The sequence below is a fragment of the Devosia sp. genome (assembly GCF_014860165.1).
In the GTDB taxonomy this organism is placed as follows: Bacteria; Pseudomonadota; Alphaproteobacteria; order Rhizobiales; family Devosiaceae; genus Devosia.
The window spans coordinates 176602-199907 of the sequence record NZ_JACZKG010000043.1; the positions used below are offsets into that span (position 1 = coordinate 176602).

Consider the following 23306-nt stretch of genomic DNA (forward strand, 5'->3'; position numbering starts at 1 on the left):
CCTAGAAACCGAATGCCATCTGGCCGGCCGGCGCACCCACCGACACGCCTTCGAGCGCCAGCATGCGCAGCTTGGACTCGGCCCCACCCGGCGCCGAAAACCCGCCCGCCTTGCCATCGCTGGCCAGCACCCGGTGGCAGGGAATGATCAACGGAATGGGGTTGGCGCCCATCGCGGCGCCCACCGCCCGCGACAGCGCCACATCGCCAAGCTGTCGCGCCAGGGCACCATAGGTCGTCGTCTCGCCCCAGCCGACTCGAAGCAACAGCGTATAGGCCCGGCGGTTGAACTCAGGCACCTTTTCGAGATCGAGCGGCACGGCCGAAAAGTCGACAGCCTCACCCGCCGCATAGTCCTCGATCTGGTTGATGACGGCCTCGATGGCCCGCGTCGGCTCGCCCGCCTGCGCACCATCGCGATTGATCCGCTCCAGCAGTGCCGCTCGGTCGGTGCCCGGCAATTGCAGGCGCGCCACGCCGGCATCGGTCCAGCCAATGCCAAACGCCCCCAGCGCCGTATCGAACACCATGGTTTCCATGCGCCAACCTTACGGCCCGATCCTGTCACATTCCAGAGCCAGCACGGCGACTGCTGACAGATGCTGTCAGCTCAGTGCGGGACATATCCGTCCAGTCTCAAGCTGCAGGAGTATCCCCATGGCCAGGATCGTCGGTTACATCGCCACCAGCCTCGACGGCTTCATTGCCACCGCGGACGAAAATCTCGACTGGCTCACCCAGCAGCCCGATCTCAACCTGGGCGAGCATGACTACCGCGCCTTCATAAAGACCATCCGCACCGTCGTCATGGGCCGCACCACCTATGAGTGGATTGCCCGCTATCCCGGCGCCTGGGAGTATGACGGCAAGCGCGTCATCGTCGTCACCTCCCACCCCATCGACAACCCCAAGGGGCCGCTCGAAACGCGGTCCGACATCGATAGCCTTATCGCCGAACTGCGTGCCCTGGACGATGGCGATGTCTGGATGCTCGGTGGCGGCAAGCTGCAGATGGCCTTCATGGAACGCGGCGCGCTCGACGAAATCGAGATCTACGTCATGTCCGAGATCATCGGCGGCGGCATTCCGCTGTTTCCGCCGACGGGCCTGCGCGCTTCGCCCAGGCTGATCTCGGCCAAGATGCTGCATCCGGTCTGTGCCCGCCTGCATTACCGCTTCGGCTGACATGCAGAAGGGCCGTCCCGCGGGACGGCCCTTCCTTCATGTCTGGCGTGCGGCTCAGTGCTTGAGCGCGTCGCGTGCATTGTCCTTGGCTTCGCCGACCTTCTGCTGGACCTTGCCAACAGCCTTGTCGAGCTTGCCTTCGGCCTGCAGGCGCTCATCGCCGGTGAGACCACCGGCGGCGTCCTTGAGCGCGCCCTTGACCTGCTTGCCGACGCCTTTGACTTCATCCTTGTGCATGAAAGCCTCCTCTTGTGTTGGTGTTGCAGACACAATGGTCCAGTGCCGGGGGCGTTCCGCAAAATATCCGTCCTGCCGAAGAAAACGGCTACGGCCCAAACCCGCCTCCGCGCAGCGTTGGTCAAACCGCCCGCCTTCTGCTAAACGGCGCCCATGCCCGGTCCCATGCCCACCCTCGTCAACTATTTCCCGCCGCTCGACCCCTATCTCAACGTCCTCTACGTGGACGATGACATGCTGGTGGTGGACAAGCAGAGCGGGCTGCTGAGCGTGCCGGGCAAGGACCCTTCGCTGTGGGACTGCGTCGAATATCGGGCGCGCCAGACCTGGCCCACGGCCGGCATGTGCCATCGGCTCGACAAGGACACCTCGGGCGTCCTGGTCCTCGCGCTGAACAAGCGCGCCCATGGGCGCATCGGCAGCCAGTTCGAGCATCGCAAGACCACCAAGGCCTATATCGCCCGCGTCGCCGGCATCATCGAGGCCGATACGGGCCTGGTCGACCTGCCCCTCGCCACCGACTGGGAAAACAAGCCGCGCCAGCGCGTCGACCACGAAAACGGCCGCCCTGCCCAGACCGAATGGACGGTGATCGAGCGCGAGGCAAATGCCACCCGCGTCCGCCTCCACCCGCTGACCGGCCGCACTCACCAGCTCAGGGTCCACATGAAGGCCATCGGCCATGTGATTCTGGGCGATGCGTTTTATGCCGATCCGGAAGCCTTTGCCGCCGCCGACCGGCTACAGCTCCACGCCGCCGAACTGGGCCTGACCCATCCCACGAAGGGCGAGTTCATGACTTTCGTGGCGCCGACGCCGTTCTAGGTTTCGTCGGCAAATCGAACCTCGATGCGCTGGAACAGATGGCCCGGCTTCATCGTATCCAGCCATTTGCGGAAATCGGCGACGTCCAGAAAGCCGGCGCGCTTGGCATCGGCCTCGGTCACCGCATCGGGGTCCATGTCGGTGATCGCCCCGATCGACAGCACGCCCAGCCTGGTCTTGAGCGTGCCGCCCGGCTTGACGCTGGGCCGGCTCCAGCGCCGGAACACCAGGTCCACCTTGCCTGCCTCGATCGCTTCGAGAAGTTCGAGCTTGAGCAGCATCAGTCCAGCACCGCCTGCGCCGTCATCTCGATGAGGAGGCCATCGGCCAGCAATTCCTTGACCACCACTGTCGCTCGCACCGGATAGGGCTGCGCCGTGAAGAACTCGCGATAGACCGCGTTCATCCCGGCCGCATCGGCGCGATCGATCAGGTAGATGTTGACCATCACCAGGTTGGCCAGCGTCCCACCGGCAGCCTTGATGGCGATTTCGAGATTTTGCATGCAGCGCCGCGCCTGCGCCTCGATGCCGCCACCGACGATCTCGCCGGTATCAGGGTCTTCGGCAATGGCGACCAGCCAGACCTGCTTGCCTGCCCGCACCGCGTCACTGATAGGCGCCGACGATGGCGCGATGCCGGTTTCGATCTTCTCGATCATGGAGCTCCCCAAATCTGGTACGGGCGGCGGGACTCGAACCCGCACGGGGATACCCCCTCCGGATTTTAAGTCCGGTATGTCTACCATTCCATCACGCCCGCGTCGGTCCGCAGGTAGCACGCCCCCTGACGCCTGCCAACGCTGTTGGACAGGCACCTCGGTTTGCCAATCGTTTCCCGGGGGAAGCTCCGATCCAGCCACGCGGCCATTGCAGATCGTCAGCAAATCGCCCGACAGCAACCGAGGCTCTGCGGCCGCAAGAGCTGCCAGGCCCCTGCTGCCCTACGCCTTCAGCACCACGACCTTCGTACCCACCGGCGTCTTGTCATAGAGGTCCATCATGTCCTGGGTGAGCAGGCCCACGCAGCCGCTGGTGACGCCCTTGCCGATCGTCTCGGGCATGATGGTGCTGTAGAGGGTGTAGAGCGTGTATTTGCCGTCCTGGTAGAGGTAGAGCGTGCGGGCGCCGAGGGGATTGCCCAGGCCGGGGGGCATGCCACCGGCATATTGGGCCACTTCGGGCTGGCGCTGGATCATCTCGCGGGGTGGGGTCCAGACCGGCCATTCGGCCTTGCGGCCGATATAGGCGTCGCCGTTCCACAAGAACCCGGCCCGGCCGACATTGGCGCCATAGCGGGTGGCCATGCCATCGCCCTCGATTCGATAGACATAGTAATTGCGCGGATCGACGATGATCGTGCCCGCCGCTTCCTTGCTGTCATAGCGCACGGTGCGGCGCATATATTTGGGATTGAGCTTGTTGACATTGACGGCGGGAACCGGGAAGCGCTCGTCGGGCAGCGGCCCATAGACCCGCTCCGCCTCGGCCATGCTCATGCCGGGCCCCAATGAGGCGCAGCCGGCCAGCGCCAGCGCGCCGAGGCCGAGCGAGCCGGCGAGGAATGAACGGCGGCCGATAAGGCCAGAGCGCGACGCGCCCTTCGTGGTGATCCCATGGTCCATGCGTCAACCTCCCGTTACCTGACGGGCGGAGATTGGCCCCGCGGGAGGCGATTGGCAAGTCTGGTGCTGGGTCGGTGGACGGGCTAGATAGCCGTGCGAGGAGATCAGCGCCATGAAAGCCGTCCTGTTCGAGAAATTCCAGGAGCGCCCCCGGATCACGACGCTCGATGACCCGACGCCGGAGCCGCATGGCGTGGTGCTCAAGGTCGAGGCGACGGGCGTCTGCCGCAGTGACTGGCATGGCTGGATGGGCCACGATACCGATATCGTCCTGCCCCATGTCCCCGGCCACGAACTGGCCGGCGTGGTCCAGGCGGTGGGCAAGGATGTGCGCAACTGGCAGGTCGGCGACCGGGTCACTGTGCCCTTCATCTGTGGTTGCGGGGCGTGCCCGGAATGCCATGCCGGGCACCAGCAGGTCTGCCTGCACCAGGAGCAGCCCGGCTTCACCCATTGGGGGTCGTTTGCCGAATATGTCGGCATCCACCGGGCCGATCTCAACCTGGTGGCTCTGCCCGAGCATATCGATTTTGCCACCGCGGCAAGCCTGGGTTGCCGGTTTGCCACCGCCTTCCGCGCCATCGTCGATCAGGGCAAGGTGTCGGCGGGACAGTGGGTTGCAGTCCATGGCTGCGGCGGCGTGGGCCTTTCGGCGGTGATGATTGCCAGCGCCGTTGGCGCCAATGTCATCGCCATCGATATCGACGAGGCTAAGCTCGCGCTGGCGCGGGAACTGGGCGCGGTGCACACGATCAACGGCGCCGCTGGCACCAACGTGCCCGAAGCGGTGATCGAGCTGACCCGGGGCGGCGCGCATGTGTCGCTCGATGCGCTCGGCCATCCCGTCACCTGTTTCAACTCGATCCTCAACCTGCGCCCGCGCGGCAAGCATGTGCAGGTCGGCCTGATGCTGGGCGATCACACGACGCCCGAGGTGCCCATGGCCAGGATCATCGGCAAGGAACTGGAAATCCTCGGCTCCCACGGCATGCAGGCGCATCGCTATGGCGCCATGCTGGACATGATCGGCTCGGGCAAGCTGTCTCCCTCGCGCCTGGTCGGCCGCCGCATCAGCCTGGCCCAGGCCCCCGAGGCATTGATGGCCATGGACAAGTTCCAGTCGGTCGGAGCGACTGTGATCACGACATTTTAGCATCTGGACAGCAGAAGGCGCCGCCCCGCCCTGAGGCGTCGCGGGTTCACGATGCGAAGCGGCTTTCGCCCCGACGGCTTGCGCCGCCTGTTTGGTAGTTAGAAGAGGCGAAAGCCGCTTCACACGAGCTGGTTTTTCCTGCGCACGCATCGAGCGGCCACCCATCATTCTGGGGTTGGGCACAGCTGACGGGGCGGTTGCCAGCGAGGCCGAAGCCATCCTGGACATTTCGCACGCCTTGCGGCGCACGAAACCCGCAGTCCCCCACAAGCCAAGCCGGCCGGTGGTCAGCGTCCACGCAGGCGCCGGGCGACCCCGGCTGCCAGTCCTCCCGCCCGATGCTTCGTCGGCACCGCGTGAGCGGCGGGAATGGGAGCGAGTCTAAAGCAGGATGAGACTACGGGGATAACTTTTCAACGGGACTGCCGGAACTCCTCGATGCCTTCATAGGTCAGCCACCCGTCGCCATAGTGGGCGTCGTGGTCGCGATGGTTCCAGGCAAAGCCGTCGAGCACGAGGCGCGCATCGCGCAGCAGGGCGACCAGTTCGCGATGGCTGAGTTGTTGCCGCCGGTCGAGGCGAGCAAGCGCACGGGCGCCCGGCTCGCGCGACACCAGCCGGTAGATGTCGCCGAGCAGGGCGGCTGCGGTGAAGACCAGCGTCGGGCTGGCCGGCAGGTCGGGCGCCTCGCGGCATGCCGTCGCCGCCACGTCGCGCAGATCGCCCAGCCGCTCCAGCAGGCGTTCGTGTTCGATGACCTTGGTGTAGGAAATGATGTCGACCATGCTGTTCTCCTTTGGCCACAGAATGCGGCCAAGGCGAAGGCAGGGGACAAGTATCCAGCCTAGAAGCAGAAACTTCCGCTTTCGACCCCATTCCGGCCATTGGCGCTTCGCTCTCGGGATGACCGCTTCTGGTCCCAAGCGGACCTCAAAGGCCAGCGGGGCAGAACACGGGCCGATCCCACAACTTGGCGCAGTAGCTCGCCAAACTAGCCCGCCGGTCCGCATAGAGCCTCCCAGCGCCGCCAAAGGCGCTCGGCCAGGACGTCCAAGCGAGATGCCAACGCGGTGTACTGGTTCTCAACTACCGTCGATCCAGCCAACACGGGATGGCGGCCGTCGCGTCTTGGCGCGATGCGTGTCGTGTTCTAACTTGCTTGAGCCCGTTCGAGATAATCCGAGGAGGTTACGATGGCATCCACATTCACCGTGCACGAGGCCTCTGGCTACGAGCAACTCATGGGGCGCTGGAGTCGTAAGTTGGCGCCGGCATTCGTCGAATTTGCGGGGCTCGCAGCCGGTGAGAAACTGCTCGATGTCGGTTGTGGTACGGGCAGCCTGACATTTGAGCTCGCAGCGCGAGGCGAGCCGATCGAGATCCGCGCCATCGACTACGCTCCAGCGTTTGTAGAGGCGGCGAGGCAGCGCAATACCGATCCCCGTGTGACGATCGAACAGGCAGACGCCACTGCATTACCATTTGGGGATCGGACATTCGATCGAGTGATGGCGATGCTGGTCTTGCACTTTGTGCCGGACGCGCCGTTGGCCATCAGAGAAATGCGTCGGGTCGCCAGGCCAGGCGGCGTCGTTGCGGCGGTCGTGTGGGACCATCTTGGTGGCATGCCCGGGATGCGCATGATCGTGGACACTGTCGCAATGCTATCGGAGGGTGGCCGACAGCTTCGCAACCGCTACGTCTTTCAGCCGATGATGCAACCCGGCGAAATGAAGCAAGCGTTCGTCGAGCAGGGGCTGAGGGACGTCGCCGAAGACCAGCTGATGATACGCATGGACTACCGAGACTTCGACGACCTGTGGGCACCCATCGCTGCTGGTGAAGGGCCACTTGGCAGGTTTGTTGGCCAACTAGAAGCAGGGGAACTCAATCGAGTGACCGCCGCGGTTCGCGATGCGTACGAGTGTGGCAGACCAGATGGTCCGCGTTCCTTCGCCAGTGTGGCATGGGCTTGCCGCGGCATTGTCCCGTGAAGGCCTGCTGTACTTAGCACCTCCCTTTGGATGGCTCTGACGTATCGCACCGAGCCGCGCGCTCGCTCGATCCGAGCGGCTTGTGTAAATTCGGTGATGAGCACGATCATCCTCCGAATGTTGGCGATTGGCGAGGCAGATCGTTGCGAACGGCTGGTTCTGGCGCTTAGCTGCCGTTGGCAGTTGGTTATCGGCATGGCAGTTATCCACCCCAAAGCCGCGCTTGCAGGCCCCAGGGTGACGAACGGAGTCCGCCGCAGCCTTGCCTCAGTCCGTCCCGCCACTGATCGGCGCCACATAGGCGACATCCAGATCCCACGGGAAGAAAATCCACGTGTCCTGGCTGACTTCGGTGATGAAGGTATCGACCAGCTCGCGGCCCTTGGGCTTGGCATAGACAGTGGCAAAATGCGCGCCGGGGAGCATTTCGCGGACGACGCGGGCGGTGGAGCCGGTATCGACGAGGTCGTCGACAATCAGCACCTTGCCGCCATTTTTGGCGATGTCGAGGATGGGCTGGCTGATGGGCTTGAGCACCTGGATGCCGCCCTGGTTCTGGTGGTCATAGCTTTTGACGGCCACGGTCTCGACGGTGCGGATATTGAGCTCGCGCGCCACGATGGCGGCGGGGACGAGGCCGCCGCGGGCGATCGCGACCACGGCGTCGAAGGTGCCCATGCCGGCCAGGCGCCAGGCGAGGGCCCGGCTATCGCGGTGAAACTGGTCCCAGGTAACGGGGAAGGACTTCTGGTTGGGATTGCTCAAGATGGGCTCCTTCGCCGGCGCTGCCCCGCGCCGCGGTGAATTCGGAAAGGCCCGTGCTTAGCAAACCCAAGGGTCCGCGCCAATGTCTGCGTGCAATTATGCCCAGCTGCCGCCGTTTGACGTTTACTCGCGATCGTCACCCTCGGGCTTGACCCGAGGGTGACGGCCGGTGGCTGGCGACCAAGGCCTTATCTAATAGGCTTCCTCGTCCGGCATTTCGAGATTGGCCTTGCGGTGGGCTTCCTTGACCATTTCGCGCACCTTGCCGGCGGCTTCCTCGAGGCGCGCGGCGTCGGACGAGCGCAGCACCAGCTCGGTCATCACCCGGTCGTGGCCCATTTGCGGATAGGAGCCCATCTTCACATCGGGATATAGCTCCTGCAGGGCGCCGAGCGGGCCGCCAATGGTCCCCTCGCCCACCGCCGCCTTGATGGCCACCGACAGCACCTTCTTTCCGCCCTTGAGCGTGGGCAGGATAGCTTCGAGCATGGAGCGCATGATGACGGGCACGCCGGCCATCACATGCACATTGCCGATGCGGAAGCCGGGGGCGGCGCTGACCGAATTAACGATGAGCGAGGCGCCCTCGGGGATGCGCGCCATGCGCAGGCGCGCCTCGTTGACCTCGGTGCCGGTCTGCTTCCAGCGCGTTTCCAGCATGGCCCGGGCTTCCGGATTGATCGGCAGGGCCACGCCGAACGCCTTGGCGATGGCATCGGCGGTGATGTCATCATGGGTCGGGCCGATGCCGCCGGTGGTGAAGACATAGGTGTAGCGGGCGCGCAGGGCGTTGACGGCTTCGACGATATCGTCGGTTACGTCGCTGACCACGCGCACTTCCCTGAGCTCGATGCCCAGATCGGTGCAGAAATCGGCGGTGGCGCCGATATTGACGTCCTTGGTGCGGCCCGAGAGGATTTCGTCGCCGATCACCAGAAGACCGGCAGTGACAGTATCTGCAGACATGAATGGATTCCGTGGCTTGCGTCCGTCAGCAATGAACCCGGGCGATATCGCCGTCAAGCAAGGGCACTGCCCTTCCAATATGCGGGCCGAGCGACTAATTTGAGGGAACTTCCCCGGAGTCCCTTATGATCACCTTCGTCGACGCCCCCGCCAAAGCCCGCCGCACCCCCGGCGTCATTCCGCTGCATGGCAGCGAGGGCTTCGAGGGCATGCGCAAGGCCGGGGCGCTGACGGCGCAGGCGCTCGATATTCTGACCGAGTTCGTCGAGCCGGGCGTGCCCACCGCCAAGATCGACCAGATCGCCTATGAATTCGCCCGCGACAACGGCGCCGTGCCGGCGACGATTTTCTACAAGGGCTATCGCCACTCGCTCTGCACCTCGATCAACCACGTGGTCTGCCACGGCATTCCCGACGAACGGCCTTTGCGCGAGGGCGATATCGTCAATATCGACCTGACGCTGGTGGTGGATGGCTGGCATGGCGATTCGAGCCGCATGTACCCGGTGGGCGAAATTTCGCGCAAGGCCGAGCGGCTGATCGAGATCACCTATGCCGGCCTCGACGCCGGCATTGCGGCGGCCAAGCCGGGCAACACCACCGGCGATATCGGCGCCGCCATCCAGGCGGTGGCCGAAGCCGAGCGCATGAGCGTGGTGCGCGATTTCGTCGGCCACGGGCTGGGCAAGCTCTTCCACGACGAACCCAACATCATGCATTTCGGCACCCCGGGCACGGGCGTACCGCTCAAGCCGGGCATGATCTTCACCATCGAGCCGATGATCAATCTGGGCCGGCCGCATGTGAAAATCCTCTCCGACGGCTGGACGGCCGTGACCCGCGACCGCACGCTCTCGGCGCAATGCGAGCACTCGATCGGCATCACCGAAACCGGCTGCGAGATCTTCACCCTGTCGCCGGCGGGCCTGTTCAACCCCATGGCCGCGCGGGCGGCATGATGAGCGAGCGGCCCGACGAACTCGCCGAGGCCCCCTTCCCGGCTCCCGAGGCCGATATTGACGACCATGCCGGCCACCGCCAGCGCGTACGCGAGCGCTTTCTCAAGGTCGGCGGCGACGCGCTGGAGGATTACGAACTGCTCGAACTGGCTTTGCAGCTGGTCATTCCGCGCAAGGATACCAAGGGCCTCGCCAAGACGCTGCTGCGCGAGTTCGGCTCGTTTTCAGGCGTGTTCAACGCCAGCGAGGCGCGCCTCGCCAAGATCAAGGGACTGGGCGACACCAGCATTGCGCATATCAAGGTGATCCAGGCCGTGGCGGCCCGTTTCGGACGCGATCGGATCGACGCCGAGCAGCCGATATTGTCATCCTGGTCGCAACTGATCGACTATTGCCGCAGCCAGATGGCATTCCAGTCGATCGAGCAATTCCGCATCCTGTTCCTCGACAAGAAGAACCGGCTCATCGCCGACGAGGTGCAGCAGACCGGCACGGTGGACCACACGCCGGTCTATCCGCGCGAAGTGATCAAGCGCTCGCTGGAACTGTCAGCTACGGCCTTGATTTTGGTGCACAACCATCCCAAAACGCCTATTTCTATCACGCAGGATCACGCTGTATCACACTGATTCGGCTGTATTTTTTGACTTGTCGTAGTCCCGGATGGTGTGGCAGATTCTGGGTGTCTTTCGGGGGATCAAAACCCCAACAGACCCCAACTGCCGACCCTGTTTTCTTGGTGGGTTTGAACCCCACTTCTCATCCGTCGGCAAAGCCCACTCTCAACTCAGGGGAGAACACCATGCCGATAATCTCCGATGGAGAGATACGCGCCGCGATCAAGCGAATCGAGCAAAGCGGCAAACAGGAAACGCTGGTTGATGGCGACGGGCACGGCACCGGCCGGCTCATCCTGGTCCTGAAACCTATGCCCACGCGCGTGACCGCCGATTGGATGGCGCAACAGTGGCGTGATGGGAAGCGCGTCAAAAAGAAGATCGGTTCCTACCCATCAATGTCTCTGGCCGCCGCGCGCGAGATATTCGTGCGCGACTTCGCCAAGGTCATCCAGAAGGGCCGAAGCATCAAGATCGCGACCGACGCCCGCGCCGGAACTGTCGAGGACCTATTCGGGGGCTATGTGGCTGCCCTAAAGACCGCGGGCAAACCTTCCTGGAAGGAGACAGAAAAGGGTCTGAACAAGATCGCCAACACCCTCGGCCGCCATCGCCTTGCCCGTGAAATCGACCCAGAAGAGATTGTTGAGTTGATCCGTCCGATCTATGAGCGCGGTGCCCGCTCCATGGCAGACCACGTTAGAAGTTATGTCCACGCCGCCTATAGCTGGGGCATGAAATCGGAACACGACTATCGGAACTCATCGCCGCGCCGGTTCCGCATACCGTTCAATCCAGCATCGGCCATCCCGACCGAGCCGAAGGTGCGGGGCACGCGATGGCTGGACGAGACCGAATTCTCCCGTCTCTATTGGTGGCTCGGCTGCCCCGACGTTCCGGTACACCCCTCCTACCCTCGTGCGATCCAGCTCATCATGCTGACCGGCCAGCGTGTTGACGAGATCGCGCGTCTCCATGTCGATCAATGGGATGCGGCAGAAAAGATAATCGATTGGTCGAGAACCAAGAACGATCAGCCGCACGCTGTGCCGGTGCCATCATTGGCAGCCGAACTCATCGGGTCCATCACGCCGAACGAATACGGCTGGTATTTCCCATCGGCGCACGATCCATCAAGGCCGGTCGGCCACGGCTCGCTTTACAGCTTCGTCTGGCGACAGCGGGACCGGGGCGTCATTCCCTACGCAACCAACCGCGACCTCCGCAGGACGTTCAAAACCTTGGCCGGCAAAGCCGGCCTCTCCAAGGAAATCCGCGATCGCCTGCAGAACCATGCCCTGCAGGACGTCAGCTCGAAGAGCTATGACCGCTGGAACTATATGCCTGAGAAAAGGGCAGCCATGAAAAAATGGGACGCATATCTTAGAAGGCTGCTCACACGGAAGACGTTCAAGCAGGCTGCCTAACCGATATGGGCGCATTGCTGAAACCATGGACACAGCCCCCTCCCTGCCGACTGATTTGCCGCTCCTTTTCAACCGTCGGCCTCCCCGACTGCACTTCCAGTGAAACGTAGGAAGGTCACCAGTAGCTACAGAACGCCTGTACCCGGTCGCTTAAGTTTCTTTTAAGTCGACTCGGCCAATTGCGTGCGCGCCCGAAATCTTGGACGCCGTATGCCAATGCCTAAAGCCGCCCTGACCCCGAGGATGATCTCCGATTTCTGCCGCCTTCGCCTGGCGAAAGTCCTCGAGGAAAGCGAACGGGTAGCGGTGTGCCGGTACCTCACCGATCTCCTAGAGCTACTCGCCTTCCCGCCCTATCGCGGCCGATGGATCGACTGGGCGCAGGTGGCCATCGCTGCCGGAGTTGGGAAAGAAAGGCTCCAGGCTGCCCGTCATCAGCTCCAGCCGGTCTTTGATGCCTTATCGCGTGCCATCGCTATGCAGGACGTCGCTCCGCCTCTTCGGACACCACCGGAAGATATCCTGAGGGCAGAGACCTCCAAAGCGCGATCGGGACGGCGCGCCCTGCCCTTAGCCGCCGGAGCTAAGCCGGCGCCAAGGAAGCGAGGCCCGAAGCCGAAGGTCATTGTTGAATTCCCGGAGCCGCTGTGGACCGAATGGGAGGAGCCGGAGACCCTGTCCGAGGCCCTGATCCTGCACATGCAGCGCCACGGCGACACGGTCCGGCATCTGTTCCTGGCTTTGCACAGCAACGGCAACGCTAGCGACCAGCGAACCCTGATGAAGTGGTGCACTGGCCAGTTGATGCCGCGCACGGTTCAGAGCCTAGCCGTCCTGGCAAAGATCGAACGCCGCTATAGACTCCCCGTGGGCTACTTCAAATCAAAGATGCCGAACCGAGGCCGGGCGACATACGGCCATGGTCTCGAGGGAATTTCCGCACATGAGCGGCGGCGCTTGGCGTGGCACCTACCCGACGACTTCCTCAGCCGATCGAAAGGGGAGCAAGAAGAAATCCTGACCTGGGTGCGCCGCGTCATCATCACCGGATCGACGGATTACCGCCGCTACCAGGCCGAGGCCATGAAGCAGAAATATGCCGTGCGATTTTCCGCCTTTCTCGGGCGTAAGCGCAAGGCGGTCATCGCCAACGACAATCTGGATATCAACCATAACGACCTCGATGCCGAACTAGTGTCTGCGGTAGTAGATGCGCCGGCGGCGCTCGATCAGGAAATGCACGAGCTCCTGCGCTTCAAGACGGCGACCCTGACCGCGTTTGGTTTCCAGCGTAACGGCGTCTGGAACGAGGAGACGGCGTCGCAGAAGGTCGAGCACCTCAGCCTTATGTTCGGTTCGTTAGCCTCCGATCCCCGAAGCACGGTCAAGGGCTGCGGCGTACCGTTGGATAGCTTGTGCTTTGCCATGTTAGTGTTCCCAGCCGTATGGGACTGGTACCTGCAAGGCGCGAGCGCCGGCGGGGATTCTACACCAAATGGGAAGTGGACATGCTCAGCGTGGTCCTGGGCATGACCCGAGCTGACACGGGATGGATACGGCAGACGCCGGCTCTGGCCGATCGCCTCAAACCTATCCCGGGCTTGATATCCGACCATGACATCGAGGTTGTCCGACAGGACTGGGACGCTGCCTGCGAGAATTTCCACAAGCATGCCCGGCACCGGATCAAGGAAATCCAGCGCGTAGCGCGCATCCACCGCGACCCCTTCGAGCCAATTCTGCCGGTGCTTGAGTCCGATAGCCCGGTGGGAGAATACCGAAAGATCACCGAGGAGATCGTGCGCCTGATGCCGGACGAGCGTCGCTTTCCGCGTGCGGCCGCAGAGGCCGTCAGGTCGTTTCTGCTGCTTCGCCTCGGCATGCATCTCGGGCTGCGTCAGCGTAACCTGCGGGAACTCCTGGTATGTCCGCGTGGACGGATGCCGACGTCGGAGCGTCACCTCGAGGAGAAAAAGCGCGGCGAGCTGCGGTGGAGCGATCGCGAGCAAGGTTGGGAAGTCTTGATTCCGGCTGTCGCCTTCAAGAACTCGACCTCCTCCTTCTTCGGGTCGAAGCCTTTCCGGCTGGTGCTGCCTGACCTGGCCGGGCTCTACGACATGATAGAGGCGTACCTCGACCGGCACCGGGCCCGCCTGCTCGGCGAGGCCGTTGATCCCGGCACGTTCTTCGTGAAGTCGGTCAAGCGGACGAGCGCCGATGCGGCCTATAACCAGAACACGTTCTACGAAGCCTGGCGCTTGACTATCCAGCGCTATGGCATCTTCAATCCCTACACTCGGCGCGGCGCTATTCGGGGCTTGCTGCCGCATGGCCCGCACAATGTTCGCGATGTACTGGCGACCCACATCCTAAAGCAGACCGGTTCATATGAACAGGCCAGCTACGCAATCCAAGACACGCCGGACATGGTCGCCAAGCACTACGGGCGCTTCTTGCCTCAGGATAAAGCTGCAATCGCGGCGAGAATCCTCAATCGGGTTTGGGAAGCAGCGTGACGAGAGGCATCTGAGGGGAGCCAATGGTCCGCTTCGCGCCCCATTTCGGCCGTTGACGCCGCGTTCGCACGCTCCCGAAAGCTGCCGTGCGAATTAGGTCGTCATAATGGTGATGACTACGGGTGGGAACACTCGCGCGGCTCGCATTCGACAGCAGTGGCGGGAACCGGCAACTGGCACACGGGTCCGGTAACGCGACACCGCGTTGGTCTTCGTGATGCTAGTTAATTTCCGAGAGAAATTTGCGGGCGCGATCAGTCTTGGGATTGTCGAGGAATTCCCGGGCGTCGCCATCCTCGATGGCCCGCCCCTGGTCCATGAAGATGATGCGATTACCCACCGAGCGGGCGAAGCCCAGTTCATGAGTCACGACGATCATCGTCATACCTTCGGCGGCAAGATCCTGCATCACCGAAAGCACGCTGCCGCGCAACTCGGGGTCGAGAGCCGAAGTCGGCTCATCGAACAGCATTGCAATCGGCTTTGTCGCGATGGCTCGAGCAATGGCGACGCGTTGTTTCTGCCCGCCCGACAATTGGCTGGGATAGTTGTCAACTTTGTCTGCGAGACCCACTCGGGCGAGCTCTGCTTCCGCTATCGCGCCCGCCTGGTCCTTAGCCATGCCCTGGCTATGGACCAACCCGCACATGACGTTTTCGCGCGCGGTTAGATGGGGGAAAAGATTGAAGTGCTGGAAGACCATCCCGACCTGCCGCCGCAGGGACAGTAGCGTACGCGCCTGGGGACGATCCCCATTTCTGCCGGCACTGGCCTGCCAGGTGACATTGCCGACCTGAACGGTGCCTTCGTTCGGAATGTTGAGGAGATTCACGCAGCGCAGCAGCGTACTCTTGCCCGATCCGCTGGGACCAAGCAGAACGACGACTTCACCCTTCTCAACCTTGAGCGAAACGTTGTCCAATCCCTTATGGACAGCCACACCGCGGGAGGGGAAAACTTTGCTCACTGACTTGAGCGAGACGATGGGGCCGGGTGTGTCCACGATGCAAACCTTTCGATCGGCGTTTGTGCGAGGCCCGGGACCGTGCGGAACCGGGCCTCAAGAGATTAGGCCGTGTAGGTGATCGGCGCGCCGCCGGGGCCAACAGCCATGTAGGGAAGGCCCGCCGCAATTGCGTCCGCACCGATATGCTTGCGGAAGAGCGAGTTCAACTCTCCACCCGCAGCGTTGTGCAGCAGCCAGGTGGTTACATAGTGGTACAGTTTGATGTCACCAGCAGGCAGGAAATAGGTGTTGTGATCGACGTAGGCCGGTGCATCGTTAAGCAAGGCGATGTCGACCCCCTGCTTCTTGGAGTTGACGATCGTGAACAGTGACTGAAGCGTCGCGTTCGCGCGGCCAGTCATGACTTCTCCGAGGGCCGCCGCCTGGTCCGGAAACACGGCCAGTTGCGCATTCGGATAGAGCGACTTGATCTTGGCTTCCTGGGAACTGCCCTGCAGCGTGGCGAACTTGAACTCAGGGGTATTCATCTGTTCCTGGGTCACTGCTGCCGTGCCGCCCTTGGACACGACATAGACCGGCTGGAACGCGCCGGCGCATCCGGCAAACCAGCCCCGCAGCGCCCGCGACGGGAGGATGGTTCCCATGGTCATGAGATCGACGCGACCCGTCTCCACTGCGGGAAACATCTGGCCGAAGTCCATGTCGACGAATTCGACTTCAAGATCCGGGGTGATGTCGCCGAGCATGCGACGCATGACCTCGATCTCGTAACCGTCGGGCTTGCCGTCGGCGTTCAGGAACATGTTGGGCGGGTACTTGAGGCTGGCGCCCACCATCAGCTTCTTGGTGCGGACGGCCTTGTCCAGGATCGATTCACCCTCGGCGGCCTGCGCGACCGATGGCGTGGTGGCTGCGCCCATCAAGAGCGCCGCTGCTCCTCCAGCAAGCAGCCCTCCAGTCAAAACGTTGCGACGCGTAGTGGCCTGTTTATCTGCGTGATTGTCCGTCATTCACTTTCTCCCATCAGGAATTCCGAAGTCATATACTAAATCATATGCGATCCACGTCGGCCTGCTTCCGGATTTCGCTTGGTTCACAAGCCCACCCCTGACCCGAAAGCTACGCCGCGTGCGTTTGCATATCAAACTATGTTCCGTATATTAACGAAAGTCAACTGAGCTTGTCGGAGGCCGACAGCCGGTTTTCTAGTTCCCGGAGATCGATTTCAAGGTGTCACGAGCCAGCTTCACGATGTGGTGGCGCGAATGGAGTTCTATCTCGTTGGCCGAGCGCCCCTGCTCGAACGCCTCGATGATCCACTGATGGCTTTCAAGCGCCGCACGACCGCTTTCGGGCCCAAGTGTATGCAGGATGGCGGCAGCGGTCCTGGGGAATACAAAGCGGCTGATGGTCGCCAGCCGTTTGCGGATCTCGACGATCTGATCGGCTAGGATCTGGTTACCGCACCGGGCATTGATCGTGCTGTGGAACGCGTCGTTGCCGGAAGTCCAACGGGCAAAGTCGAGCTTCACTAAGGCATCTTCCATCTCGTGGTTGATCTGACGAAGCCTAGCGATATCTTCGGCCTGGATATTCACGGCGGCGGCGCCGGTAACATACCCCTCCAACAGTGCCAGCAGCTCCATCAAATGGGACCATAAGGCGGGATCCGCCGCGGCCACTTCGGCGCCGGAGTTAGTACTGAAAGTCACGAGGCCCTCGGCCTCAAGACGCCGAACAGCCTCGCGCACAGGGACCTGGCTCATCTCTAGATCGCGTGCCAGGGAATCCAGAACCAGTCGCTGTCGGGGCGCAAACAGTCCCTGGTCGATCCGTAACTTGATGTACTCGTATGCCCGTTGCTGTTTGCTTGGACTGGGAGCGGTACTGACTGGCTGGGTCACTGTCATGGCATTTCTATGAGCGGGATATGCGGCGGGATACGCAAATGTGTGTCACATCGCAACATTCGCGTCTCGACACCTACTGTCCCCGGTTGAGCCTGCGCTCCAGGAGCAGAGACAATCTCGAAAGGACGAAAACGATGGTGATGAAAATCAAGGCGACCACAGTCAGATACTCGAACTGCTTGTAGGTGATGGCCGCCTGGGCATTGGCTACATAGAGGATATCCTTGACGCCAATGATACCAACGATCGAAGAGTCCTTGAGTATGACGATGAACTGGTTGAGCAGTGACGGCATCGCCACACGCAATGCCTGCGGCCAGATGATCACATAATTGGTCTTGAAGCTGCCCATGCCGATGGATGCCGCTGCTTCCCACTGGCCCTTGTCGACTGAAAGCAGCGCCCCCCGATAGATTTCCGCGACATAGGCGCTGTTCAGGAGGGTCAGCGAAATGATTGCCGCGGTGACGGCGTCCATATTCCAGCCGGTCAGCCCGGAAATCGCAAAGAACACCAGCAAGATGTAGACATAGGGTGAGAGCGAACGGAAGACCTGCACGTACGCGAAACCGACTGCCCGCAGTAAGGCGGATTCGCTGCGCCATAGCTGCACGACACCAAGCCCGATGATCATCGCGCCCAGCAGCGACACGACCGAAATGAGAAACGTGTATCGCAGGCCGGCCAGCATTGCCGGGATGAAGGGCAGTACGGATTCCCAGGAATTCATCGATCCAGCCTCATGGTATCGCCAGGCGGCGTTCGACGGCCGCGGTCAGCAGTGACAAGGTAACGACAGTGGCGATCAGCATGACCCCTACGGTGATGTATGCCTCGAACGGTCGATAGTGGTTGAGGCTCAGGTCCTGCGCCTGGAAAACCAGTTCCGGAACCGCGACGACGGCGGCATAGGTTGCGGCCTTGAAGCAGATGACAAAAATGTTCAGCAGGGGCGGAATGGTCGTACGGATGACCTGCGGAAGTAGGATGTGCCGGTTGATCGCAAAGCCCGTCATGCCCAGCGCCTTGCCGGCTTCAGCTTGGCCTAAGTCCAGGGCACCATAGCCACTTCTGAACACTTCGGCGCAGAATGCCGAGCTCATGATGGCAATCGCGGTGATGATCGCCTGTTGCCCTGACAGCGCCAGGCCGAACTTGGACGCAAGCCCAAAATACAGCCAGAGCAGCAACAGGTACATCGGCATCCCGCGCACGATCTGGACGTAGACATAGGCAAGCCAGCGTACGGCACGCCAGGGGCTTGCAGATGCCAGATAGCAAACGAACCCGATGGCGCAGCCGCAGATGAATCCAAACGTGGCGAAGTAGAAGTCATAGCCGAGGCCGGCCAGCAGCTTGGGCCATGCCGCGAAGACGAGGGTAAAATCCAGTGCGCCCATGAGGGACCTCATCAACACCGCCAAAACGCATTGGCTTGTAATATATGAAATCATATGCGATCTGTTTGTGCAAGGGCGGAGTGCGTTCTGAGGGCGTCCGGCCATCTATCCCACAGGGGCGATGAATGAGATTTCACGACAAGATCGTATTGCTGACCGGCGCCGCCACGGGTCTGGGGCGCGCCACCAGCGAACTTTTGGCGTCCGAAGGCGCACGTCTTTTTCTTGTCGATCGAGCGGCAGAGGCGCTGCAAAGCCTTGTCGCGTCACTGTCGGCCAGTGGATGCCAAGCCCAGGGTATCGTTGGTGATGCATCGCATCAGGACACCGTGGACGCCGCCGTGGCCGCCGCCATGAGGCCGACGGGTCGAATTGATATCCTTATCAACAATGCGGGCATCAACCCGACCGGCACTGTCGTCGATACCGACGCAGCGCAGTGGGCGTCTACCATCGACGTCAACCTGAAATCCGCCTACCTGTTCAGCCACTCGGTCATTCCTCTCATGGTCAAGCAAGGTGGCGGCGTAATCGTCAACACGGCCTCGATCGCTGGCCAACGAGCCTCCACCGCGGAAGCCGCTTACGCTGTCTCCAAGGCTGCCATAATCATGCTCAGCCGAACAACGGCGCGGGATTTTGCCGGCCAGGGGATCCGCTGCAACGCGCTTTGCCCGGGTGTCCTCGAAACTGTTATGGCCGATCGCCGGACGCGAATGAGTGCTGACGATGTCGCCAAACGTTCCGCAAAAGCCGCCGCACTCGTGCCCATGGGGCGCCTTGGACGCTATGATGAAGTGGCAAAGTGTCTCGCATTTCTGGCCAGCGACGACGCCAGCTACGTCAATGGCGCGCAGCTCACCGTCGATGGGGCGCTGACCGCCTGAACGGCTCTAGTCCTCCGCGGAGGAAGCGATGGCTCGTCCGCATCTGTAGGCGGCGGTCAAAATCGGGCCAAGCGATCCCCCATGCCCAGGGTAGCCAGGGCCCATAATGCTCGCAGCGACGTTGCCGCATGCATAAAGACCGGCGATAGATTGCTCGGCGCCGCTCATCACGCGCCCGTCGCGATCGGTGACAAGGCCGCCCTTGGTGCCGTTGCTACCAGCAACGATGCGAATGGCGTGGAACGGCGGCATAAGCAACGCACCCAGGCAGGGATTCAGCGTCTGCGCGGCGGGGTCACCATAGTACAGTCCATGTACGTCACCGCCGCGGCCGAAATCGTCATCGCGACCCACGCTGGCCATGCGGTTGAAGTTGTCGACTGTGGCCGCAAGTTGAGCCCCCTCGAGCCCGATGGCTTCTGCGAGGCCAGAAATGGTGTCGGACGATGCCATCCATGGCGGCGGATTTTCAGTGATTGGCGAACCCGAAATGGGATAGCGTCGCCGGAAACGCTCATCGACGATCAGCCACGGCGCCAGATTTGGATACGACCAGCTCGCTACGTCGAAGTTCAGCATTGCCTTGCCGAGATCATTGTAGGAGCTGGCTTCGTTCACGAAGCGCCGGGCCTCCGCATTGACCAGAATTGACCCGGGAAGCGCCAGTTCGCGCACGATGTTCCGGGTGAATACCATGCCATCGTATTCCTGGCCGGGTATCTGCACGGCAGCGGTCCACCAGGCTTCCGACATATTGTCTACGGCAGCCCCGGCCCTGATGCCCATAAGGAGCCCATCGCCTTCGTTACCCGGCGGCGTGGTGGGAAAGATCTCGGCAGCGGGCAGATGAGCCTGGACCAGAGCCGCGTTCCACTCGAAACCGCCACTGGCGATGACCACGGCCTTGGTAGCGCCGAACTGACGACCGTCATCTGACGCCACACCCGTGCAGCGCCCGTTTGACAGGGTGAGTTCGGTGATGCGCACGCCTAAAGCGAAGTGGACTTTGTGGTCGAGGCAGGCCTCCACCAGGCCGGCGACCAATGCGGCACCCTGAGTGCGAACGCCGCGCTGGAGACGCGCTTCCACCTCCAGCACATCGACGCCGGTTCGACTTTCCTTGGAGGTCACCGGGCCGCGCGTAGTCGAGTAGCGAAGTTGTCTCAGATGCTCGCCGAGCGCAGAGGTTTCGAAGGGAAGCGGCTCGATAGAGCGACCCTCCCGCGCGCCTTGCCACGATGGGTGGTAGTCGGGCCGTTCGACCCGAAACAGCTCTAATCGGGTGCAATCAAGCAGGAACTGCACCATTTCGGGCCCGGTATCGACGAAACTCGCCAGCAGCTGCTCATCGACCCTGCCGAGCGTAAGCCTGCGCAGGTAATCCATGGCATCTGACATGCAGTCCTTGTCCATCAGCGGATGCGCGGGAATCCACATTCCACCGCCGGAAATCGCGGTTGTGCCGCCCAAGAGCTGGGTTCTCTCCAGAACATGAACGCGAAGCCCGCTGCTGGCGGCGACAAGCGCCGTCATCAGGGCCGCCCCACCGGAGCCGACAACGACCACGTGCGAAACCCTGCTGGTCATGGCATCGAGGATGGGCACCGACAGCCTCCTTCAGGCCCGATCAGGCCGAGGTTCAGGAATTATGCGACCGCCACACCCAGCAATCAGAGGTCGTTCTCGAAGAAGGTCGCGTTTCGGCCACCGACGACGATGTCGAAGCGATACCCGGCCGCGAGATCGGGCTGACCAGCGTCATATTCGCCCGCTACGTTATGCTTGAATGCATCGCCCATGAGGATCCGCATCGGGTCACCGTCATTATGGGGGTCGTTTGCAAAATACATCTGCGTGACCAGTCGTGAGCTGCCGCCGCGCACCGACATGTGGATATGCTTGGGTCTCCAGCGGCCGATATCCGGCCGGGCCAGATATGCGCCAGGGCGGATTGTCAGGAAGCGGTATTTGCCGTCCTGATCGGTCAGCACCCGCCCCAGGCCAAGAAAATTGGGATCGAGCGGCAGACCCGATGCGTCCTCTTTGTGGGTATAGCGGCCAAAGGTGTTGGCGTTCCAGATTTCCAGCAGCACGCCACGCAGGGGTCGGCCGAACTCGTCGGTCAATTGCCCGGAAACTTCTATGGCCTCGCCAGCGGCGCGTGGCAGATCTGCCGCCAATCGGGTCATATCAGCTTCTGCAGACAGCAGGGCCGGCTGGACCCGGGAATACGGCACGAAGGATTCGCGAGCACCTTCCGGGATGAGCTGCAGCGGTTGCCGCGGTGTGCGCTCACGGGAGGTATTGTCGGTTGGTCCGATTGACAGCAGTCGTCCTAAACCAGTCATTACAATGCCCTCAGCTTTCAAGGTCGTCGAAGAATGGGGTCTCGTTGTTGCCAGCCATGACAACATCAATCGAGAACACCTGCTCGCCCCGGTCATTGGCGCCAGTGCTTTTCGCTATGAGCCGAGACCGCAATGGTTCTGGCAATGAGGTCAACAGGGGATCGCTGGCGTTGGCGGCCTCACCCTCCAGAAAAATCTGGGTGACAAGGCGGGAAATGCCGTCGGAAAAAATGGTCAGCGTCACGTTGGGAGCGCGATCTGCCAAAGCGCCTGGCTTGATAGTCCGCAGCGAAAATTTGCCGTCCTTACTGCGGCATCGGGCATAACCATCGAACCAGGGATCGATATCGGGATGGTCGGCATGCGCGGGCGTGCGATAGATGCCTCGATCGTTTGGTTGCCAGAACTCGAGTACCGCGCCGTTCCCGAGGTTGCCATCGATGTCGATCAGTCGCCCCTCGATCACTATGGGCGTTCCACGGGCCGTCGCGACAAGGCCTGGATGGACTTCAACGAGGTCCATGCGATCGGCGTCGCAGAACGGATCCGGAAAGTACGGGCCGCAGGTGTCCTCGTTTGTGGCCGGCCGTTTATTCGGCGTGATGCTATTCATGATCCCTCTCCGATGGTTGCCTGCGCATCGGCTGTGCCAAGCCCGAGTATCGCACGTGCCTCGCCCGGCGTTGCAATCTGCCCGCCCAGATGGTCGATGATCGCAATCGCCTTTTCCACCAGCTGGGCATTGTCGCGGCACAACTCGCCCTTGCGGATGTATAGGTTGTCTTCCATGCCGACCCTAACGTGCCCACCGAGTAGAAACGACTGCGCGAGCATGGGAAATTCGTGCCGGCCGATGCCGAACGCCGCCCATTCCGTACCCGGTGGCAGTTGCGACACCAGGTATGCCAGCGTCGCGGGATTGGCTACGGCACCGTAACGCACGCCCAGTACGATTTGTGCCATGAGGGGGGCCCTGAGGATACCCTGCTCCAAGAAGTGCGTGGCCATATGGAGGTCGCCCGAGTCGAAGATCTCGACCTCAGGACGCACGCCGGCGGCATAGATGCGTTCGGCCATGATGCGCACATTGCGCGGCGAGTTGATCACCGCGGCTTGCCCCGACCACATGGTATTGAAGTCGAGCGTGCAGACTTCGGGCCGCAGCGACTCCACATGCGCAACCCGCAGTTCTGGGGCGCATAAGGTGGAACCAGCGGCGGCGATCCTCGGAGTGTCGTCGGAAGGCACAAACCGGCCGCCCTCCCCCGTGGTCAGGTTCAGGATGACGTCGGTATTTTCATTGCGGATGCGGTCGACCAGTTCCTGGTAGAGCGCAAAATCCATCGAACCACGACCCGTTTCTGGGTCACGGACGTGAAGGTGGACGACGGCGGCGCCGGCCTGTGCCGCGGCAAGTGCGGCCTCGGCAATCTGCTGGGGCGTTATTGGCAGGCCCGGATGCTGCTCCCGACTGGTCAGGTTGCCGGTCACGGCGCAGGTGATGATGGTCTTTTTCACCACGGTGCC

25 protein-coding genes, 1 tRNA gene and 1 pseudogene are annotated in these 23306 nt (G+C 62.2%); 9 read left to right on the plus strand and 18 right to left on the minus strand.

The window, feature by feature from the left end; all coding sequences use genetic code 11:
• Position 1: 1 nt before the first annotated feature.
• Positions 2-538, minus strand: a complete 537-nt coding sequence (locus IH615_RS10450; RefSeq protein WP_291361807.1) for a methylated-DNA--[protein]-cysteine S-methyltransferase — start codon at positions 536-538, stop codon at positions 2-4.
• 118 nt (positions 539-656) lie between these two features.
• On the opposite strand from IH615_RS10450, the gene IH615_RS10455 reads away from it, so the two are divergent.
• Complete coding sequence (locus tag IH615_RS10455) at positions 657-1184, plus strand: dihydrofolate reductase family protein (protein ID WP_291361808.1); 528 nt, start codon at positions 657-659, stop codon at positions 1182-1184.
• Positions 1185-1238: 54 nt separating this feature from the next.
• Here the strand turns inward: IH615_RS10455 and IH615_RS10460 are convergent, their stop codons facing one another.
• On the minus strand, positions 1239-1421 hold the full coding sequence (locus IH615_RS10460) for a CsbD family protein (RefSeq protein ID WP_291361809.1): 183 nt from the start codon (positions 1419-1421) through the stop codon (positions 1239-1241).
• A 165-nt stretch (positions 1422-1586) separates the two neighbouring features.
• Here IH615_RS10460 and IH615_RS10465 point away from each other — a divergent pair, with 165 nt between their 5' ends.
• Positions 1587-2246 carry an RluA family pseudouridine synthase gene (locus IH615_RS10465; RefSeq protein ID WP_291361810.1) on the plus strand — a complete coding sequence of 220 codons (660 nt, stop codon included), beginning with the start codon at positions 1587-1589 and terminating at the stop codon, positions 2244-2246.
• Here IH615_RS10465 and IH615_RS10470 read toward each other — a convergent pair.
• From IH615_RS10470 to IH615_RS10485, 4 genes are all read right to left on the minus strand, one after another.
• Entirely contained in the window at positions 2243-2527 is a 285-nt protein-coding gene (locus IH615_RS10470) for a hypothetical protein (protein WP_291361811.1), read from the minus strand. The two genes, IH615_RS10465 and IH615_RS10470, sit on opposite strands and share 4 nt — an antisense overlap.
• Positions 2527-2907, minus strand: a complete 381-nt coding sequence (locus IH615_RS10475; RefSeq protein WP_291361812.1) for a RidA family protein — start codon at positions 2905-2907, stop codon at positions 2527-2529. The genes IH615_RS10470 and IH615_RS10475 overlap by 1 nt, the downstream gene beginning before the upstream one ends.
• A gap of 15 nt (positions 2908-2922) precedes the next feature.
• A tRNA-Leu gene (locus tag IH615_RS10480) sits at positions 2923-3008 on the minus strand.
• 181 nt (positions 3009-3189) lie between these two features.
• Positions 3190-3870 (minus strand): L,D-transpeptidase, encoded by a 681-nt coding sequence (locus tag IH615_RS10485; protein ID WP_291361813.1) that lies wholly within the window; start codon positions 3868-3870, stop codon positions 3190-3192.
• 112 nt (positions 3871-3982) lie between these two features.
• Between IH615_RS10485 and IH615_RS10490 the strand changes: the two genes are divergently transcribed.
• Positions 3983-5023, plus strand: coding sequence for a zinc-dependent alcohol dehydrogenase family protein (locus tag IH615_RS10490; protein WP_291361814.1), 1041 nt, complete (start codon positions 3983-3985; stop codon positions 5021-5023).
• A gap of 413 nt (positions 5024-5436) precedes the next feature.
• Here the strand turns inward: IH615_RS10490 and IH615_RS10495 are convergent, their stop codons facing one another.
• Positions 5437-5808 carry a hypothetical protein gene (locus IH615_RS10495; RefSeq protein WP_291361815.1) on the minus strand — a complete coding sequence of 124 codons (372 nt, stop codon included), beginning with the start codon at positions 5806-5808 and terminating at the stop codon, positions 5437-5439.
• A 408-nt stretch (positions 5809-6216) separates the two neighbouring features.
• On the opposite strand from IH615_RS10495, the gene IH615_RS10500 reads away from it, so the two are divergent.
• Positions 6217-7017 (plus strand): class I SAM-dependent methyltransferase, encoded by an 801-nt coding sequence (locus IH615_RS10500; RefSeq protein WP_291361816.1) that lies wholly within the window; start codon positions 6217-6219, stop codon positions 7015-7017.
• A 267-nt stretch (positions 7018-7284) separates the two neighbouring features.
• Here the strand turns inward: IH615_RS10500 and gpt are convergent, their stop codons facing one another.
• Together gpt and IH615_RS10510 are read right to left on the minus strand one after the other, a co-directional pair.
• The gene (gene gpt, locus IH615_RS10505; protein ID WP_291361817.1) at positions 7285-7782 is read right to left on the minus strand and encodes a xanthine phosphoribosyltransferase; all 498 of its coding nucleotides are present in this window, start codon (positions 7780-7782) and stop codon (positions 7285-7287) included.
• A 192-nt stretch (positions 7783-7974) separates the two neighbouring features.
• A complete protein-coding gene (locus tag IH615_RS10510; protein ID WP_291361818.1) occupies positions 7975-8748 on the minus strand; it encodes a molybdopterin-binding protein in 774 nt (257 codons plus the stop codon).
• Positions 8749-8876: 128 nt separating this feature from the next.
• On the opposite strand from IH615_RS10510, the gene map reads away from it, so the two are divergent.
• From map to IH615_RS10530, 4 genes and pseudogenes are all read left to right on the plus strand, one after another.
• Positions 8877-9707, plus strand: a complete 831-nt coding sequence (gene map, locus IH615_RS10515; RefSeq protein WP_291361851.1) for a type I methionyl aminopeptidase — start codon at positions 8877-8879, stop codon at positions 9705-9707.
• Positions 9707-10336 carry a DNA repair protein RadC gene (gene radC / locus IH615_RS10520; protein WP_291361819.1) on the plus strand — a complete coding sequence of 210 codons (630 nt, stop codon included), beginning with the start codon at positions 9707-9709 and terminating at the stop codon, positions 10334-10336. The genes map and radC overlap by 1 nt, the downstream gene beginning before the upstream one ends.
• A gap of 173 nt (positions 10337-10509) precedes the next feature.
• Complete coding sequence (locus tag IH615_RS10525; protein ID WP_291361820.1) at positions 10510-11751, plus strand: site-specific integrase; 1242 nt, start codon at positions 10510-10512, stop codon at positions 11749-11751.
• A gap of 210 nt (positions 11752-11961) precedes the next feature.
• Positions 11962-14267: pseudogene (locus tag IH615_RS10530) on the plus strand (hypothetical protein).
• 220 nt (positions 14268-14487) lie between these two features.
• Here the strand turns inward: IH615_RS10530 and IH615_RS10535 are convergent.
• The 5 genes from IH615_RS10535 to IH615_RS10555 form a co-directional block, all read right to left on the minus strand.
• Positions 14488-15270: an amino acid ABC transporter ATP-binding protein gene (locus IH615_RS10535; protein ID WP_291361821.1), complete on the minus strand. Its 783-nt coding sequence runs from the start codon at positions 15268-15270 to the stop codon at positions 14488-14490.
• A 65-nt stretch (positions 15271-15335) separates the two neighbouring features.
• Positions 15336-16244 (minus strand): transporter substrate-binding domain-containing protein, encoded by a 909-nt coding sequence (locus IH615_RS10540; RefSeq protein ID WP_291361822.1) that lies wholly within the window; start codon positions 16242-16244, stop codon positions 15336-15338.
• 195 nt (positions 16245-16439) lie between these two features.
• The gene (locus IH615_RS10545; RefSeq protein WP_291361823.1) at positions 16440-17144 is read right to left on the minus strand and encodes a GntR family transcriptional regulator; all 705 of its coding nucleotides are present in this window, start codon (positions 17142-17144) and stop codon (positions 16440-16442) included.
• A 73-nt stretch (positions 17145-17217) separates the two neighbouring features.
• Positions 17218-17874 carry an amino acid ABC transporter permease gene (locus tag IH615_RS10550; protein ID WP_291361824.1) on the minus strand — a complete coding sequence of 219 codons (657 nt, stop codon included), beginning with the start codon at positions 17872-17874 and terminating at the stop codon, positions 17218-17220.
• Between the two features lie 10 nt (positions 17875-17884).
• Complete coding sequence (locus IH615_RS10555; protein ID WP_291361825.1) at positions 17885-18544, minus strand: amino acid ABC transporter permease; 660 nt, start codon at positions 18542-18544, stop codon at positions 17885-17887.
• Positions 18545-18669: 125 nt separating this feature from the next.
• Here IH615_RS10555 and IH615_RS10560 point away from each other — a divergent pair, with 125 nt between their 5' ends.
• Positions 18670-19431 (plus strand): SDR family NAD(P)-dependent oxidoreductase, encoded by a 762-nt coding sequence (locus tag IH615_RS10560; RefSeq protein ID WP_291361826.1) that lies wholly within the window; start codon positions 18670-18672, stop codon positions 19429-19431.
• A gap of 6 nt (positions 19432-19437) precedes the next feature.
• Here the strand turns inward: IH615_RS10560 and IH615_RS10565 are convergent, their stop codons facing one another.
• The 4 genes from IH615_RS10565 to IH615_RS10580 all read right to left on the minus strand — a co-directional run bounded on the left by IH615_RS10565 (position 19438) and on the right by IH615_RS10580 (position 23300).
• On the minus strand, positions 19438-21036 hold the full coding sequence (locus IH615_RS10565) for an FAD-dependent oxidoreductase (RefSeq protein WP_291361827.1): 1599 nt from the start codon (positions 21034-21036) through the stop codon (positions 19438-19440).
• A 65-nt stretch (positions 21037-21101) separates the two neighbouring features.
• Positions 21102-21779: a protocatechuate 3,4-dioxygenase subunit beta gene (locus IH615_RS10570; RefSeq protein WP_291361828.1), complete on the minus strand. Its 678-nt coding sequence runs from the start codon at positions 21777-21779 to the stop codon at positions 21102-21104.
• 10 nt (positions 21780-21789) lie between these two features.
• The gene (locus IH615_RS10575) at positions 21790-22392 is read right to left on the minus strand and encodes a hypothetical protein (RefSeq protein ID WP_291361829.1); all 603 of its coding nucleotides are present in this window, start codon (positions 22390-22392) and stop codon (positions 21790-21792) included.
• Positions 22389-23300, minus strand: a complete 912-nt coding sequence (locus IH615_RS10580) for a 3-keto-5-aminohexanoate cleavage protein (RefSeq protein ID WP_291361830.1) — start codon at positions 23298-23300, stop codon at positions 22389-22391. The genes IH615_RS10575 and IH615_RS10580 overlap by 4 nt, the downstream gene beginning before the upstream one ends.
• Positions 23301-23306: the final 6 nt, after the last annotated feature.